A 17,820-nucleotide genomic window follows, 5' to 3' on the forward strand; every position below is an offset into this window, starting at 1 on the left:
CTCCTCAATAAAGGGGAGGGTTTTTTAATAATTAATAATAATTTATTTATAGAGGATTTATAATATGAAGCAAATAGTAATTTTAATGTTATTAATAATATTTTTTTGTTTTCAAATTGATGGATATTCCAAAAATATTAATTTTAATTTATACCGTAATGGATCCCATGAAACTATTTTAGATACCCTTAATTCTGGAGCAGATGTCAATGCTAAAAGTGAGTATGATAGGACACCTCTTATGTATGCGGCTTGGGAAAACCAAAACCCTGAAGTAATAAAACTCCTTATTCATTCTGGAGCAGATGTCAATGCGAAGGATCGCTTTGATAGGACACCTCTTATGTATGCGGCTTGGGAAAACCAAAACCCTGAAGTAATAAAACTCCTTATTCATTCTGGAGCAGATGTCAATGCTAAAAGTGAGTATGATAGGACACCTCTTATGTATGCGGCTTGGGAAAACCAAAACCCTGAAGTAATAAAACTCCTTATTCATTCTGGAGCAGATGTCAATGCGAAGGACAGTCTTTATAGAAGCCCTTTAACATATGCAGCAAAATATAACCAAAACCCTGAAGTAATAAAACTCCTTATTCATTCTGGAGCAGATGTCAATGCTAAAAGTGAGTATGGTAAAACACCTCTTATGTATGCGGCTTGGGAAAACCAAAACCCTGAAGTAATAAAACTCCTTATTCATTCTGGAGCAGATGTCAATGCTAAAAGTGAGTATGGTAAAACACCTCTCAACTATGCATTATATAATATTAATAATGAGATCGTCGAAGTATTGTTAGATAATGGGGCAGACGCTCGTGTTATGGATGAGTGTGGGTGCGAAAGATAAATAATTATTTTATTTAAATTTTCATAAAGTTATTGACTTTTTTATTCAAAACTTCAACTTTTAATTGTAAAAATATTAAGAAATTGTAGAAATTAATTTAAATAAAGTTATTAATTTATTATGAATAATTTTCCATTAATTTAAAGTAAAAAATTATATTAAATAACTCAACTTTCGCAGTTCAATAATAGCATTTTTTCTTTCAACCATGCTGGGAGACTATTTACAAAATAGAAGAGTAGCTCTTTGACTTTTTCTTCTGAAAGGACTAAAACCTGTTTTATGGTAGACTTCAGGAGCTCAAGAAGGAGAGTCAGTGCTTCCATAAGAGTGATATCCTGAATTTCATCATAGCAGGCATAGAAAAGCTCTCCAATGGTGCGGGGATCGGTGTTCCTTCGGGCAGCAACAGAGAGCATAATATACCGGATAAAGACGATACTAGTATGAGTCACCAGGGCATCATAAGACCTGACATGAAACTCCCGAGCCAGTTTCAAGACCGATTTCACCATCTTGAAGAAGACATCCATCCCAGCGTTTCCCATAGAGGGTGACGATCTCGTCTTCAGAAAGAGACAGATCAGTTGAAAGAAGTGCCAACCATTGAGATTTTTGTTTTTCACTTCGGACAAAGACAATCCGAGCTAAAAGTGGTTTCCCAGTGAGATTGAGATTCACGACACCCGATCCAATGATATTGCCGTGTGGTCTTTTCTGAATTCTGGTGAATAGAGAGGAAAGAGCAAGAGCCTTTCCACCAAAAGAGGAGTAAATCTTTGGGGTGTTTTTGAGCATGCATACCACTGATAATCCTCGAGTAGCACATTTCCGGATGAGGGTGGGAAAGCTGAACCAACTATCAAAGAGAATGGTTGAGACCAAAGGACAGTGTTTTACGGCTCCATCAAGGAGCTTCAAGAGTACATCAGGAGTCTTCTCCTGGGATTCTTTCCGAAGACGAGCTCTTTTGCTTCGTCCATCAACGGAAGCATCCATCGGACAGAGCTGGTTTTCTTTTCGGTGGGAACTTAATAACGAAAAGGAAAAAGGAATGAAAGTGGCTCCATCAGTGAGCCCGAGGGTGAGCATCCGAAACCCACGGCTGAAGCGCTTGGTAGAATGGTCATAGAAACGAGAGAGACCTTCAACTTTCGAACTCCGAGGTCGTTCATAGGGAGAATCATCCACTACCCAGGCGTAGCGCTTCAGATTGCTAAAAGGAAAGAGGACTTCTGAGACTACTGTGGCACTCAAGAGGAAGAGGAATTTTCGCCAGCTGCCACTGGTCTGGTGGAGGAAACGGTAAAAAGTATCTTTCTTTCCCTCGAAAATGAGATTTTTAGAGCACAAGATACCAGAGATGTTTTTTCCGGTAAAGACCAGCAGAAAGATCATCTGGAAGATGTCTTTAACAGGGATTCCTTTTTCTTTGCGGATGGAACATTTTCGAAACAGTTGGTTCAATTTGAACTCCTTTACAAAGGAGGAAAACATGGGTAATAGAGTCCTTTCATTTTCCAAATTTTCTGGTAGGATAGTCATGAAGACACCTCTCTCTTTTTGGTGATTGGTTTTTTTCTCTAAGTCAATTCTACCAAAAAAGAGGGGTGTTTTCATTAAAAATCCCTTTAAAATCAAGGTTTCTCACCATTTATTTTAGTGCGAAAGTTGAGTTATATAATATAAAAAATGTTAGAAATATATAATATGTGTATGGATATTTTATATTTGGGGGTTAGTAAATGATGTTTATACCTAAAATCTTGATAGTTGGAAGTTTAAATATTGATATGATTATAAAAACTAATTATATGCCTAAAATTGGAGAAAATATTTTAATACAAGAATTCTCAATGCTTCAAGGTGGTAAAGGAAGCAACCAAGCTATTGCTTGTTCGCGTCTTGGGCTGGAAGTTTATATGGTTGGCAAGATAGGTGACGATGAGTTTGGTAATCAAATACATGCTAATTTAAAAAAGGAACAAATTAATTATAGGTTTGTAACTAAAAACACTGATAGCCATACCGGATTAGCATTTATATTTATTGACAATAAAGGCGAAAACCGGATATTAGTTGCTCCAGGAGCAAATATGAAGTTATCAGTCGGGGACTTAAGTGATGTTTTACCACTTTTTAAAATATGTAAATATTTGTTACTACAATTAGAAATACCTCAAAAAGTAGTAAAAAGTGCGATACAAATGGCACATCAAATTGGACTTAGAACCATTCTAAACCCTGCACCAGCACAACATTTTGAAATAGAAACACTTTCAAAGGAGGATATTTTAACGCCAAATCAACATGAAGCAGAAATATTGAGTGGAATTAAAATCAATACAATAATTGATGCGATTAAGGCAATTCAATTATTAAAAAAACGTTGTGAGTCACGGATTGTTTTTACATTAGGAAAGATGGGAGCGATAGCAAGTGATTCCACAAACCGTATTATTCACCTTCTTCCTAGAAATGTTGATGTGAAAGATACCACAGCAGCTGGTGATTCATTCAATGCGGGATTACTTTATGGTTTAACGCAAGGGAAAGATTGGTTAGAGGCTCTAATGTTAGCGAATACCGCAGGTGCATTTGCCTGTACTAAATTAGGCGCACATAATTCATTACCCAATATAAATGATATTAATGATTTTTATAATATTCATGGTAAAGGAAATATTATCTATTACAATGTTTAAATTTTGATTTTAGACAAATTAATTTTATATGTAGAATATTTGATGTAAAAAAGGAGATGAATTTGATTGAATTATAAGGGATATTCAACTGGAATATGGGTTTTTGGTAAAACTCCAGATCGATTTTGTGTTAGTGGTTATAAAGTTGATAGAAGCATTGAAAAGTCTCTCGATCGAATTGCATCAGTTCCAGAACTTACTGGTGTCATGATGCATTATCCTCAACCAATTAACGAAAATAATATTAATAATATAAAAAAAATGTTACAAGATCGAGGTTTAAAACTTGCAAGTTGTGATGTTGATTTGTTTAGCGATCCAATTTTCAATTGTGGTAGTTTAATGTCAGAAAATAACACCTTGAGGAAAAAAGCCATTGAATATTCTAAAAAAGCAATGGATATCGCAGAATATTTAGGCGCTAGGGATATGAATCTCTGGCCTGGCCAAGATGGTTTTGATTATCCTTTCCAAATTAACTATTCTGTACAATGGGATTTGTTGATAACGTCTTTAACAGAAATTGCTAATTACAATCCAAGAGTTAATCTTAGTTTGGAATATAAATTAAGAGAACCAAGAACACATTCGACTATCTATTCTTCTGGTGTTGCTCTTTATTTAGCTCATAAAACTGGTTGTTCAAATGTTGGAGTAACACTCGACTTAGGACACTCTTTCAATTGTAAGGAATCTCCAGCAAATGTTTTAGCACTTTTAGATAAATTCAATAAACTTTTTATTTTGCATCTTAATGATAATTATCGAGATTGGGATGATGATATGGCTGTGGGTACTGTCCATTTTTGGGAAACGATTGAATTCATTTATTATTTGAATATTTCTAAATATGATGGATGGTTGGGTTTGGATATTTTCCCTTATAGAGAAGATGCTGCTGAGGTCTGCGATTTTAGTATTAAAAACATCCAAACTATGTTAAAGATCGTTAATCGTATTAATCTCAACCAACTTCATAGAATTCAAAAAGAAGCCAATGCTATTGAAGCAATTAAATATATACAAAGTTTAATGTAGAAAAAATTATTTTTTGTTGGTAAATAATTCTTAAATATGAATACTCGCCTTTAAAGGCGGGGTAATTATAGAGATTTAAGCTGTGCTTGCTTCTTTCTTTTTTACAATTCATTATATTTAACTATAAAGGTCTTTTTAATTCCAAGATAATGTGTACTAAAGTTCGCAATTTCGCACCTTGAAAAAAGCCACCGGAGACTCCAAAATGAAGGTTGTACGAAACAAAAACTTCATCGAGGAGGAATATCCGATGGCTCAAAATAATCATACACCATATCTTTTAAAAATGCTCCTTGCATTCATGACTCAAACCTGATCCTCTCTATGCTAGGCTCGAGTGGTTAACCAATGAACTTATGAAACTAAAACTGAAAACAAAGTAGGGGCTCACCAAGGAGAGCATTGTTCAATCCGAATTACCTATTTCTCTGGAACCCAAGCAAGACGATTTGATGCCCGATTCGGTACGATCTCCCTTCTGGTTCCAAAGCTGAGAAAAGGAGGCTCTATTCCTTTTTTTGTGACCGAAAGGAAACGCTCGGAACAAGCCCTCCTGAAAGGTGGTTCAAGAAGCCTTTATCAATGGTGTTTCCACCCGAAAGATGGAGCGCCTTGCTCAAAGCTTAGGGATTGAGTCCCTCTCTGCTGGTCAAGTATCAGAAATCACCAAAGACCTGAGTGATCAAGTGGAATGGTTCCGTACCCGTCCTTTAGAAAAAGAATATCCAGTCATTTGGGTTGATGCCCTCTACGAGAAAGTTCGCTGTGAAAGACACGTCATCAGCATGGCGGTAGCTCTCGTTCAGGGTCTGACCAGCGAGGGAAATCGAGAGATCCTGGCGGTCGAACCCCTGATAGCTTGAATCAGAAGACACTTATACTCATCTCTTTGAACAGCTTAAAAGACGAGGAGTGGAAACCGTCTGGCTGTGTGCATCCATTGCTCATGCAGGGCTTAAAAATGCCATTCAGAAATCTTTCTGAGGATCAAGTTGGCAACGGTGTAAAGTACACTTTATGCGCAACCTCCTTGTCCATATTCCCCATAAAGAAAAAGAATCTTTTGCTGCGAAACTGAAGCAAATCTGGAATCAACCGAACCAAGAGTGTGCAAAGCAATATGCCCATTTACTCATCCAGGAATACCGAGATCGCTTTCTTCAAGCCATTGCTCTTTTAGAGGAAGGGCTAGAAGACTCGTTACAATTCCTGGCTTTTCCTCACCTTGACCAACGAAAGATCTCTTCGACCAACTCACTCGAGCAAGTTCATAAAGAGATTCGTCGCCGCACCCGAGTGGTAGAGGGATCTTTCCTACCACTGATTCCTATCTCCGGTTGGTCACCAGTTATCTCATTGAGTATACGAAAAGATTTGGATGAAGAGTAAAAAATATATCAACTCTGAGGCGATTACCAAGCAACAAGTAGAGCTTCTAAAGATAGCCTAAGGAAAAAAAGAAAGTCAAAAGAAAAAAAGAGGCTGTGGATAGATGGACAACCCTGTGGGTTGACCACAGATCCACAGCCCGACGACTCATGAATAGTTATTCACTAAAATACCAGAAAGAATTGACCAAATAGAAAGATTGTATTCTTCTCTTTGTTTATTTTCCATATTCATAAAAAGGAGGTGAATCAATCGAGTTATTACTCAAAGAGAGATGACTTTTCATTCAAGTAAGGTCATCTCTGTGTTTAAAAAGAGTCTCCGGTGTTTGCTAAGAGTAAATTGCGAACATTATTTGACACATACCTAACGAGGGCTTCTTTTGTTAAAGAAAAAGAAAACCTCATCTGCTTTGGACCAGTTGGGACTGGTAAGACTCACTGTGCGACAGCAGTGGGTGTGGAAGTCTGTCACCAGGGGAAAAGAGTCCGCTATGAGCGAACCGCTCATCTGGTGAATCAACTGGTTGATGCCAAAGCCCGAGGAACGCTCACTCATTTTTTTAAAAAGCTCTCACGACTTGATCTTTTAATTTGTGATGAATGGGGATATATCCCTTTGGATCGGGAAGGAGTGAAACTCCTCTTTCAAGTCATCTCTGATTGTTATGAGAAAAGGAGCGTGATCATCACTACCAATTTAGAATTCAGCAAATGGAATGGAATTTTCTTTGATGATGTGATCACCAGTGCTATTCTTGACCGGTTGATCCATCATTGTCATCTTGTGGTATTTACTGGAAAGAGTTATCGTTTTAAAACATTCAAGTTTAAATCATTAATCTCAACTGGGGTGCTGGAATTTTAATTTGCCAAATGTTGGATATTTGAGTTGCCAAATACAGTTAGTTATTTAAGCAATATAATTAAATTTATGCTAAATGTATTAATTTGTTATGATTTTAATTTATTTTCTAAAATAATTACCAACTACAAATGAGACTTTGATGATTAAGGAAAAATAATTATGTTTATAATTGCTATATGGTTTTTGTTTAACCATCTTTATTATGTTTATGAATTCATATAACTAATTGGTATGGAGTGGTTAAAAACAATGGACAAGAATACCTTATGAATACTATTTGAGCAATTTGTCATAAGTTTTCACTGGTTTTGAGAGGGATCTCATAAGATGTTACTTAATAATTTTACCAGGTTTTTGAACACACAAAAAATATTTCTCCTTTCTGGGTTCTGTCATGAAATCTTTGAAAGCGAAAACTGGAGCAGATTGTGATTCAACTTTGGCAATCTTTGGTGTCTGGATTTTTCTTCGTGAATAAATTGTTCATTTTTCTTTAAATATAGGTATTTTCTTTTCTAATAATCTTTTCTCTAACAATCAATAATTATATGGATAAATCTTTTTGACTTTTAACGACAGGAATATTTAGTTGGATAATATTGTTCTACAGGACCGATGGTTAGTGTTGCAATTTTTTTCGCTAAATAACTGTTAAAAAGATTTGCTAAACAAATTAATAAGTATTTAAGTTGTATCCATGAAGCGACTCTTAATCTGATTTGCTTAATTCATAATTTTTTTTAACATCCAGATAAGTAGGTATTGGTTATTTATGTTTCACTTTTCTATCAATTATTATGAGAAAAATAAGAATATAAAAAATATGTTTAGAAAAGGTTTCTTTTTGTTAGAATTATAAATTTGATTTAGATTTCCTGAATTATTTTAATCTCATCATTAGATAGATTAAATAAATGAAAAGTTAAGTTGTCTATTTCTCTTTCATAATATATTATATTCGCATCTAATTTTTTTTGCTTTTCAACTAATATTTGATTTACTAGGTTTATAATTTTAACTGATATTTTCGAGTCAAAAAAAGGCATAGGTAGCTTTTCCAGGAAGTTAGTTCTATAACGCAGATAACCACCTCCCATATGCATACCACCAAAAAGAATTTTATACAATTCAGAAAATAATTTTGAATTTAGTAAACCTAAAATATATTTTATATCAATATCATTCGAAATTAATGTTCCAAAATATACTCCTCCTTGTGGAATAAACTTCATTTCATCATAGGTAGCTGTAATAAAAAGTGAATCTTCAGCAATCAATATTTTTGGTTTAAATAATTTCGTGTATCTAACGGAATTTTTAGAAATTACTTTATCAAGGTTGATTTCTGAGATATATGAATCTTCAGTTATAAGTGTCCATCTCTTAAACTGGTATTGTTTAACAATTCCAAAATCTGATTTTATTTTATCTTCGTATTTAGTTGGAATTCTCAACCCCTCTGAAATACTCAGATAATTACCTAAACATGGTTCATTCTTTAATAAACTGAGAAGTATTTTTAATTTTTTTTGATTTATATTAATTGGGACAACAGATTCTGGAAATTGCATAAAGGTATTAATAGATAAGCAATATTTAGAATCATTTGAATTACTAAGGTTTCCAATGGATTGAGCTTCACGAACAATCATATTTAACTTTTGTTGGTTTTTTATAAAAAGGGAAATTATTGGATAATTCGATACATCATCAAATACTTCTAATTTTGATGTGCTTACAATTTCTCCCTGACTAATATTTTTAAAAATTAGATTTCTTAATATTTTTGCAGATGATGCTGCACAATATTTATTTGGGGTTATATAAGACAATATTCCTCTATTTTTTAAAATTTTAAAGCATAATTCAAAGAAAAGATAATATAGATCATATTTGCCGACAGCTGCATTGAAATTTTCCTTAAAATAAGTTTTCTCATCTAAGGGTATATTATCAACCCTTACATATGGTGGATTCCCAATAACTACATCAAAACCACCTTTCTTATGAAATACCTCAGAAAAATATAGTTTCCAAAGGAAAAAGGGTTTTATATTTTTACCAGAAGTGAATTCCAATAACTGCTTTTCTGTTGTTTCCAGGTTAAATCCAAATACCTTATATACTTTTTCTTTTTCTCTAAATATATGTATGTCACGTTCTTTTTCGTTTGGTAATCTGAGTAATATTTTGGGATAGACCCACTCGTATACTCAAAAAGGTCCACCATGAGTATCAAATAGGCCCACCTTGGTCATGGAGAGATCCACCTGACATATAATGAGGAAATACACTGTAAAGTGTAAATCTTCATTAGGAGGCTGATCAAATAAATGATCAAGTATCGAGAAATTCTTCGGCTTCACAGCCAAGGTGTGAGTCAACGTGGCATTGCTGCCAGTTGCCAGTGCTCACGGACCACAATCCGTAATGTGGTTGAACGGGCAGAAAGGCATGAGATTTCATGGCCTTTCGATAAAAACATGTCGGATGCAGATCTTCAGGAACTCCTTTTTCCGGAAAAAAGGAGTCAGTCCAATCGAAAAATACCGGATTGCGAATATGTTCATAAAGAAATGGCCAAAAGTGGTGTCACCTTAAGTTTGTTGTGGCATGAGTACCATGAACAATGCCGCTTCAATGGTGAAATCCCACTCATGTACAGCCAATTCTGTCGGTATTATCATAAGTATGCCAATACCACCAAAGCCACTATGCGCATTAAGCGCAAACCCGGTGAAATGCTGGAAGTGGACTGGGCTGGAAAGACTGGTTTTATTGTTGATAATCTAACCGGTGAACTTATTCCAGCCTATATCTTCGTAGCGAGCCTATCTTGCAGCCAGTATGCCTATGTAGAAGCCTTCCTGTCAATGGATATGGAAAGCTGGGTCAATGCTCATGTTCATGCGTTCAAATACTTTGGTGGAGTGGCCAGAATCCTCGTGCCAGACAATTTAAAAACCAGTGTAGATAAAGCCTCTCGACCAGATCCCAAGATTAATAGAACCTATCAAGAAATGGCCGAGCATTACGGGACAGCAGTCATTCCAGCCCGAGTCAGGCGCCCCAAAGACAAGCCCCATGCCGAAAGTACGGTGGGTATTATTTCCACCTGGATCATTGCCTCTTTGCGAAACCAACAGTTCTTTTCATTACACGAACTGAATAGCGCCATCCGTCTTAAGCTGGAAGAATTCAACCAGAAACCTTTTCAAAAGAAGCCGGGAAGCAGGAAAAGCGCCTTCCTAGAAGAGGAAAAAGCACTGCTTTTGCCTTTGCCTACTTCCCCATACGAGCTTGCCACCTGGTCAACGGCGTCCGTACAGTACGATTATCACATAATTGTGGATAAAAATCACTACTCAGTGCCCTATGAGTACATCCGGCATCAAGTGGAGGTACGTATAACCAGCAAAACTGTTGAAGTTTTTTACCACAATCATCGCATTGCTTCCCATATTCGGATTCGCGGTCAGGAAGGCCAGATTGTCACGGTACCGGATCACATGCCAGAGAAACATAAACAGTACCTGGCTGTAAATGCTGATCATTTTAGGAATTGGGCTGCTTCCATTGGACCTCATGCCGTCATTGTGGTGAATGCTCTTTTGTCAGCATCAAGAGTTGAGAAACAAGGTTACCGTTCTTGTACATCGCTTATGAAACTCGCTGACAAGTATTCTTTATCCCGCTTTGAAGAAGCGTGCCAGCGGGCACTTTGTTACACGCCCAGTCCGAGTTTCAAAATCATCCAGACCATCCTCAAAACCGGTCAGGATAGAATATCAGTCCAATCAGATCGACAAAAAGCGACAAAAGACAATCCCAACATCTACGGATTTGTCCGGGGTGCCGGCTACTATGGAGGAAAAGACAATGATTAATTCTACGACCATGAACAAGCTGCATGACATGCGACTCTCCGCTATGGCGGATGCTTTCAAACGCCAACTGTCTGATGAGAAATATCAGGAGCTATCGTTTGAAGAACGGGTTGGTATTCTTGTTGATGTGGAATGGGCTAAACGCAGAAGCAATAAACTGCTCCATCTCATTAAAAAAGCAGATTTCCGCTATCCTCAGGCTAGCATTGAAGATATTGAATACCATGCCGACAGGAAACTAGATAAGGCACAAATCCTACGGCTATCTGGGTGCGCTTACATCCAGGAGAAACGCAACCTCATCATCATGGGTGCCTCTGGAAACGGGAAATCTTATGTTGCCTGTGCTTTTGGTATGGCGGCTTGTCGCAACTATTATACCGTTAAGTATATCCGACTACCGGATCTTCTGGATGAACTGGCAGTGGCTCGAGGTGAAGGTGTCTATCAGATGGTGATGAAGAAGTACAAAAAGGTTGGCTTACTCATTTTGGATGAATGGCTCTTAACTCCACTTAAAGACACCCAGGCAATGGATCTCCTTGAGATCGTTGAAGCAAGACATCAGAATGCTTCTACTATTTTTTGCACCCAATTTGCTCCACGTGGGTGGCATGAAAAGATCGGCGAAGATACACTAGCAGATGCCATTCTTGATCGTATTGTCCATGATTCCTATACCATCCTTATTGACGGCAAAGTGTCAATGAGGGAACGACATGGGATTAAAAATTGAGCCAGAACTAAGTAATTAAGAGTGTATTTATGTCTGCCGGTTAAAGAGGCTGATGGATAGTACCGACCTCTTGTGGACAACCCTCCGCTTCGTGGACGACCAAAACACGTTGTTCACGCTCTCCACAGCCTCGGCATCTGGTGTTCTATAGAAATCTTAATCTTGTTCCTTCAAACTACCCATCAAAGAGTACTATTCTCAGAACAGTAAAACTCATGATTCGGAAAAGTGGGCTTATAGCTATTGTGGTTCATTTAAACCGTCATATATAGCTATGGAGTTAACGTATGCACCTAGTGGATTTATTTGGTGCACTCGATGGGTCTAAAACATCATACTACTGGGTTTATCATAAGACAATAAACAGTAATCTTGAATAAGTATCTTCTATATTTTTCAATTTTTTAAAATAATCAGATTTTTGAATCTTTAGTTTCAATTCAAATATTTTTATTAACAAATCTTCAATTTCTTTTTTCAAAAATATTTTTCTTGTAATATTAGATTCATTTATGAACTCATATTTTTTAATTTGAAACTGAGTAATAATTTCATCAAATTCATTTTTAAATAATTTATTATTCTTTTCCTTAGATTCATCAAAATTAATCCCCATAAATTCAGAAATTAAACTATTCCCTTGCATAATGCGATAATCCAAATTTGGTAATGGCTTTATGTTTCTAATATTTTCTTCATCCACAACTAATGAGAGCCACAACCTCAATTTTGCTATTTCCACAGCTCCCGGATCAATGTCTACACCATAAAGAGAGTGTTCGATACAATGTCGCTTAAATTCATAAGGAGACCGTTGGTTATCCTTGATGAAATCAGAGAGCACATTTCTAGTTTTGACAATTTCATTCATCATTCCAACCAGAAAGGCACCCGAACCCACTGCTGGATCGCAAACAGTAATATCAGCAAGAGCTTGATCTATTTGAGAAGCATTTTTTCTAATACTTTCAGGGAGAAGATAGGTGTATCTTTCTGTTTCTTTTCCATTTCTTTCAATCCAGGCTTCATTTTCTTTAATTCGCTCACCATAAATAATTAAGGTTTCGATATCTTTTTTTGGGATTTCTGGTTTTTCCCTATGTTCTAAGACTAAATCTAATTGTCCCTTTTTAAATCTGTTTCCAAATAAATCAAGATTTTTATCTCCAAGTTTTTGATAATATGTCTTATCGGGATTTAACTCGGTATATAAATAATTAATCAAGCTTTGTTGACACATATAATGCACAATCTCACGGGGAGTATAATAAACACCATATTGTTTATTAAACTTATTTTCCTCTCCTTTTTTACCACTCTTTAAGGCTTTTTTATAATCTTCAAAGTTATCTGGACGAATCGCATTAAATTTCTCATAAGCTTTTCCAAGTAATTCTGGATCAATAGCTACTTCCTTTTCCAAGGGTTCATCTTCTTTTACAGTAAAATTATAGCGATCGAAAATATCAAGAATACCATCCCCAGTATCTCCTTCTTTGGTAGGATTTGAATTGGAAAAGAGCTCATTGGGTAATAATATATCGGTATGTACCCAATCATATCCACCAATCGGATCAAAAAGTCCGCCATTGAGGAAGGGAATTCGACAATTGAATTTGCTAAAGTAATCATCATAAGAGCTGTGATCGGTTGAGAGAGCTTCGTAAAATAAAGGCTCTAAAATATCATTGAAAAAGTTATGATAATTTGCATGTTTTTTTTCAAACAATTCACGTAAAAAATGCTTGGATCCACTTCCCCAATCATCATCACGACCTACTCCAAACCAACCTTTTTTTTGCAAAAAGTAGAGAAATACAATCTGACCCAAAAGCTTTTTTGAGAAATTTACTGTATCAATATTTTTAGATTCAAAATCAGCCGCTATTTTCGGATCTTTTTTTATAATTTTGTCGAGTTCCTCTTTTGTACGGATGAAAAGTTCGCGATATTTAATAAAGAATTCTCTGGTAACAGTTTCAATATCAAATGCTTTCTCAATTTCATCAAGAGTCGGTGACTGTTCATCGTTCTCCAAAATTCCGATCAGGCGACTTTTAGCAGTGTGGCATTTTTCATTCTCACCCACTAAAAAAGACCATCGGCGGACAGGAGTAAATACCTCCTTGACTTTTGTTTTTCCTGATTCAGTTTGGTGTGTTGTATAATCCATCTTCACTAAGGAAAAGCGCCAATCTTTTTTATCCGGGGGAACAAAGGCGACTAAAGCGGCATCTTTCAGATCGCCTCCTCGGCTTCCATTTAAATACCTCGCTACAAAATTCCGTTGCATGGTTCGAGCACGTTCGAGAGATGTTTCTTTTTGAAGGGTAATGATAAGAATATCAAGCGTTTTTTCGCTATTTTTATATTTTCCAATTCGTTCTAAAGATTTAATATATTGTTTATAAGCATCAGGGATATAATTTCCCTGGTAAATGAAGCGAGCTTCATCAAAAAAGTTCAAAAGATTTTTAATAAATTTGTTAAAAGTGGCTTTATCAAAAGGATTTTCAAACGTATCTTTAATAAGCTGTAAAGCTTGTTTCCTATCCATTTCAATCACCCGTTAAATACATTGAAAGAATAATTTCTCGTTTTCCGATAACAGAAGAATTTTGTTCAGCATAATGACTTTGTAATAAACGTTCTGGAATGATAGTTTGGAGAACAGCTAACACTTTGTAAGGATTCATCAATTCATTGTTTAGTTTTTCTAAAGATTTTAAGGTTTTTTTGATCGTTTGTTTGGGTAATCCCCCTTCCTCAAGCTGAATCATAACATTTTTGAGATATAACTCTTGAATATCGGTTAATTTTTGTGAATTCTTTAAAGTTAATTTGAGGATGCGCAATAAATCACTGGAACTATCGCGACCTCTTCGTTTTTGGGAATTTATTATTTCTTCAGTTGTTGCAAATATAAAAGCCTCTTTGTTTTTATCTAAGAGATCATAAAACTGTTCTGAAAGATTTTTCTTTTTTTCTTCTGGCTTACTTTCAAGTAATTGAGCTGCGGTCATAAAATCCAATTCTTCAGTTTTATCATTAATAGAGCTTATAAAGAATTTTTGTAGTTTTCCTCGACGGAAATAGGTGAGAAGTGAATTAGCATGCGAAAATTTTTGTTTGGCAGTTCTTGCTTTTTTAGGAAGCTGTTTTATTTTTTCAAATAGATCGGGATTATTTTCACGGATATCACGGATAATCTGGAGATATTTCAAATCACTTTCTTCTTCATCCTCACCTTCAATTGTTTTCTTTGATATTAAGCGGTCAAAAAGCTCATGTGATCCAATTGGTTCACCTTCGGTTAATAGTTCGGCATCTCCACCAAGTAAGGTTAAAAATGAATTTATTTTCCCTTCAGCCGCTTCTCTTAATTTTATCTGATCATTTGATTGTTTGGTTGGAAAGAAATTAAAGGTGTAGATTGTATCGTGGGGTGTATCAACACGATTAATTCGTCCCACCCGTTGCATCATCCGGGTTGGATTCCAAGGAATATCATAGTTAATTACTACATTTGCGCGGTGTAGGTTAACTCCTTCGGAAAGCACTTCAGTGGATATAAGTATACGGAAATCATTTTTTTTGTAGCGAGCCCGAGCATCAAAATTTTCAATAACTTTGTCGCGAATAGACTCACCTGAATCACCAGTGTAAAGAAGGACCTTATTGGCATATTCTTGGTTTAAATGAGTATAAAGATAATGGGCAGTTTCTTTGGATTCAGTAAAAATAATAAGATGATTCTTTTTTAGAACTTCATTGTTTGATAATTCAGTTTTGAATTTTTGCAACTTTGGATCACGGGTAATATTTTGCCATAATTTCTCTATTTCCAAGAGAATCTCAAAATCACTTTGCAAATCATTTTTGAATTCTTCTCGAAAATCTTCGCTTTTATATTTATCAGCCTTTCCTTCATCTATTAATTGTTGGATGGCTGCGTCATCATCGTTTTCAAGGAGATCAAAAATTTTATTGATATGTTTTTTGCTAATATACACAGAGCCATTTTCATATTCTTTAATATACATTCTATAAGATTGAATAAATCTTTGTATTGATTTCCGGAAAGCAAAAAAACTACTTTCTAATCTTTTAACCAACAAAATTTTCATAAAACGTCCCATGTTAATTTGCGACTGAGCTTCAAGTTGGTCAATTTTACCTTTAAAGTATAGTAAGGGTGTATATCGTGAATATCGAAAATGATTGGTAATCAATTCGATCGTTTTATTAAAAATTTCATCTTCTTTATCATTAAGTTCATAAAATAAGGGTTCTGGTTTTTTGACTTCAGGAAATTTAAGACCTCGTTCTTGGATGTCCTTTTTAAAATACTTTTCAATTTCGGTTCTCGTGCGCCGAACCATTAGATATTTCAAAACCTTTTCTCGAATTTCTCGAGCATTTGATTTGACTATTTTAATAAATTCTTCATAATTGCCTTTTCGGTCTAAACCTTTCAGTTTTTTATCCAACTGTTGAAAGAAAGATTCTAGATCAGGTAGATTGGGTATTGTACTTTTTTTAGCTTTCTGAAAGAGTTTTAGTAAACTAAGAATGTCTTTTGGAGAATTATTGTATGGAGTAGCAGTAACGAGAATAACTCTTTTCCCCCGGCAGATTTCTGCTAATTTCTCGTAAGAAATGGTACTCTCAGTTCGGAATCGATGAGCCTCGTCTATTATTATATTGGAATATTTTTCCAGATTTCTGCTTAAAAGGTCATCTAATTTTCCAATTGATTCATAATCTGCATGGACCCGAAAGTCAGAGAAAACATTTTTCCAAGAACCAGGATTAGATTCATTCAGCAATACAGGTGGAGCAATGACCAGAGATCGTCCATCCAACTGACCAGCCAGCATGGCAGATATATAGGTTTTTCCTAAACCAACAACATCGGAAATAAAAACTCCACCGTATTCAAGAAGAATTTTTTTAGCATTTAATACTGCTTGTTCCTGATACTCAAGCTTTATAAAATTCTCCGGTAAATAGTGAATAAAAATATCATCAGTTTGACTCAACTCATCTTTAAAATATTCATATAGAAATTTTAAATATAATTCATAAGGGGTTATATTTTGAGTTAACCAGGTTTTTTCTTGAATTGTCTGAGTATATTTTTCACTTACATCTACTGCTTCAGCCCATAATTCTTCAAATTTAGCTTTAGCAAAATCGTAATCACTTCTATTTTTGAGTTCCACATTAAATTCTAAATTATCGATTAACCCAGCTTGAGTAAAATTACTTGAACCGGTAATAACTCGTCCAGTATCTCTATCGCCTTCTTTAAAAGTCATAATATATAATTTGGCATGAATATTCTTTGATGGATAGGCTCTAAGCGCTAATTTGCCGCTTTTAATCCACTCAATAAATTTATTGGTTCCCTCTTCAACGAGATGAGTGTCTTCTGATTCTTCCATTTCACATTGTGCTAATTTTTCTATTTTCTTTTTAGTTTCAGCATGAGAAAAATCTAGGACTTGCTGTTCGGTTTTATTCGCTGTTTCTACCATATCAAGGGTTTCTTGGCAGGTATTAATGCCTATGAGAATTCGTATTTTTTTTGTTGAATCAAGAGAAGGATAGATTGCGTGAAAACCACTTGAATAGAAATAACCAACCAGACAGTCAAAAAAATCTGTGCTTTTAATAAGAACTTTAAATCTCTCTTTTAAGTTTTGATTTGCTTCATTGGTAATAAAAGATAAATCAGTATTCATTTAACCCTTATTCATACTATAGAAAGATGTTTTTCGATTTTTAACATAGGTTTAAGTATAAGATTATATTACTAAATTTTAACAAACTTTGAAAGATAAAAGTATTTAATTTTGGATTTATGAAAAATTCTTTACATTATTTATTTTTTACTTAGTTTTATTTGAAGAAGCCTGGATTGGGAAAGTGGTAAAGATTTAAGATGAGATCCTCACGGCTTCGAAAACCGAAGCCTCAGGATGACACCTTCATTGTCTGATGAGTGCAAAAATTTGGGGTCAGGTCTTGATTCTTGAATTTATAATAAAGGCTGTGGTTTAGAGGAATTAAGAATAAAGCTTAAAGATGAGATCCTCACGCCCTCAAAAAGCGAGGGCTCAGGATGACTGATTAAAGGCACACCCCCCTAACCCCCCTCAATGGGGGAATTTATAAGATGGTGTTTTCAGGATAGAGTATTACTTAAAAAAACCTCACGATCTATTTTTTATTAACCTTTTCTAAAAAAGAGATGGGCGCTGTTAAAAGTAAAAAAAGAAATCATGAGGAATGTTTTAAATCACTCTTAATGAAAATTTTTTAAACCTAATTTTATTAAGCTAC

10 protein-coding genes and 2 pseudogenes are annotated in these 17,820 nt (G+C 35.2%); 7 read left to right on the plus strand and 5 right to left on the minus strand.

Going from position 1 to position 17,820, the window contains the following annotated elements; genetic code table 11:
- The first annotated feature begins 64 nt into the window (after window positions 1–64).
- Complete coding sequence (locus RT761_RS05400) at window positions 65–850, plus strand: ankyrin repeat domain-containing protein (RefSeq protein ID WP_218113051.1); 786 nt, start codon at window positions 65–67, stop codon at window positions 848–850.
- Window positions 851–1,017: 167 nt separating this feature from the next.
- On the opposite strand, the gene RT761_RS05405 is transcribed toward RT761_RS05400, so the two are convergent.
- Both RT761_RS05405 and RT761_RS05410 read right to left on the minus strand, forming a co-directional pair.
- On the minus strand, window positions 1,018–1,365 hold the full coding sequence (locus RT761_RS05405; protein ID WP_218113052.1) for a hypothetical protein: 348 nt from the start codon (window positions 1,363–1,365) through the stop codon (window positions 1,018–1,020).
- On the minus strand, window positions 1,313–2,470 hold the full coding sequence (locus tag RT761_RS05410) for an IS4 family transposase (RefSeq protein ID WP_218113053.1): 1,158 nt from the start codon (window positions 2,468–2,470) through the stop codon (window positions 1,313–1,315). The genes RT761_RS05405 and RT761_RS05410 overlap by 53 nt, the downstream gene beginning before the upstream one ends.
- A 125-nt stretch (window positions 2,471–2,595) precedes the next feature.
- Between RT761_RS05410 and rbsK the strand changes: the two genes are divergently transcribed.
- The 4 genes and pseudogenes from rbsK to istB (RT761_RS05430) all read left to right on the plus strand — a co-directional run.
- Complete coding sequence (gene rbsK / locus RT761_RS05415; RefSeq protein WP_218113054.1) at window positions 2,596–3,555, plus strand: ribokinase; 960 nt, start codon at window positions 2,596–2,598, stop codon at window positions 3,553–3,555.
- 66 nt (window positions 3,556–3,621) lie between these two features.
- A complete protein-coding gene (locus tag RT761_RS05420; protein WP_218113055.1) occupies window positions 3,622–4,593 on the plus strand; it encodes a sugar phosphate isomerase/epimerase family protein in 972 nt (323 codons plus the stop codon).
- Between the two features lie 250 nt (window positions 4,594–4,843).
- Window positions 4,844–6,043, plus strand: a pseudogene (locus RT761_RS05425) (IS256 family transposase).
- 305 nt (window positions 6,044–6,348) lie between these two features.
- Window positions 6,349–6,849: pseudogene (gene istB / locus RT761_RS05430) on the plus strand (IS21-like element helper ATPase IstB); the annotation flags it as partial.
- An 866-nt stretch (window positions 6,850–7,715) separates the two neighbouring features.
- Here the strand turns inward: istB (RT761_RS05430) and RT761_RS05435 are convergent.
- Entirely contained in the window at window positions 7,716–8,927 is a 1,212-nt protein-coding gene (locus RT761_RS05435) for an Eco57I restriction-modification methylase domain-containing protein (protein WP_218113057.1), read from the minus strand.
- Window positions 8,928–9,182: 255 nt separating this feature from the next.
- Between RT761_RS05435 and istA the strand changes: the two genes are divergently transcribed.
- Window positions 9,183–10,736 carry an IS21 family transposase gene (gene istA / locus RT761_RS05440; RefSeq protein ID WP_218110944.1) on the plus strand — a complete coding sequence of 518 codons (1,554 nt, stop codon included), beginning with the start codon at window positions 9,183–9,185 and terminating at the stop codon, window positions 10,734–10,736.
- Window positions 10,729–11,472: an IS21-like element helper ATPase IstB gene (gene istB / locus RT761_RS05445; protein ID WP_218110943.1), complete on the plus strand. Its 744-nt coding sequence runs from the start codon at window positions 10,729–10,731 to the stop codon at window positions 11,470–11,472. Before istA ends, istB (RT761_RS05445) begins: the two co-directional genes overlap by 8 nt.
- A 349-nt stretch (window positions 11,473–11,821) precedes the next feature.
- Here istB (RT761_RS05445) and RT761_RS05450 read toward each other — a convergent pair whose 3' ends face one another.
- On the minus strand, window positions 11,822–14,029 hold the full coding sequence (locus tag RT761_RS05450) for a DNA methyltransferase (RefSeq protein ID WP_218113058.1): 2,208 nt from the start codon (window positions 14,027–14,029) through the stop codon (window positions 11,822–11,824).
- A gap of 1 nt (window position 14,030) precedes the next feature.
- Window positions 14,031–17,219, minus strand: a complete 3,189-nt coding sequence (locus RT761_RS05455) for a helicase-related protein (protein ID WP_218113059.1) — start codon at window positions 17,217–17,219, stop codon at window positions 14,031–14,033.
- Window positions 17,220–17,820: the final 601 nt, after the last annotated feature.

The sequence above is a fragment of the Atribacter laminatus genome, from assembly GCF_015775515.1.
Lineage (GTDB): Bacteria > Atribacterota > Atribacteria > Atribacterales > Atribacteraceae > Atribacter > Atribacter laminatus.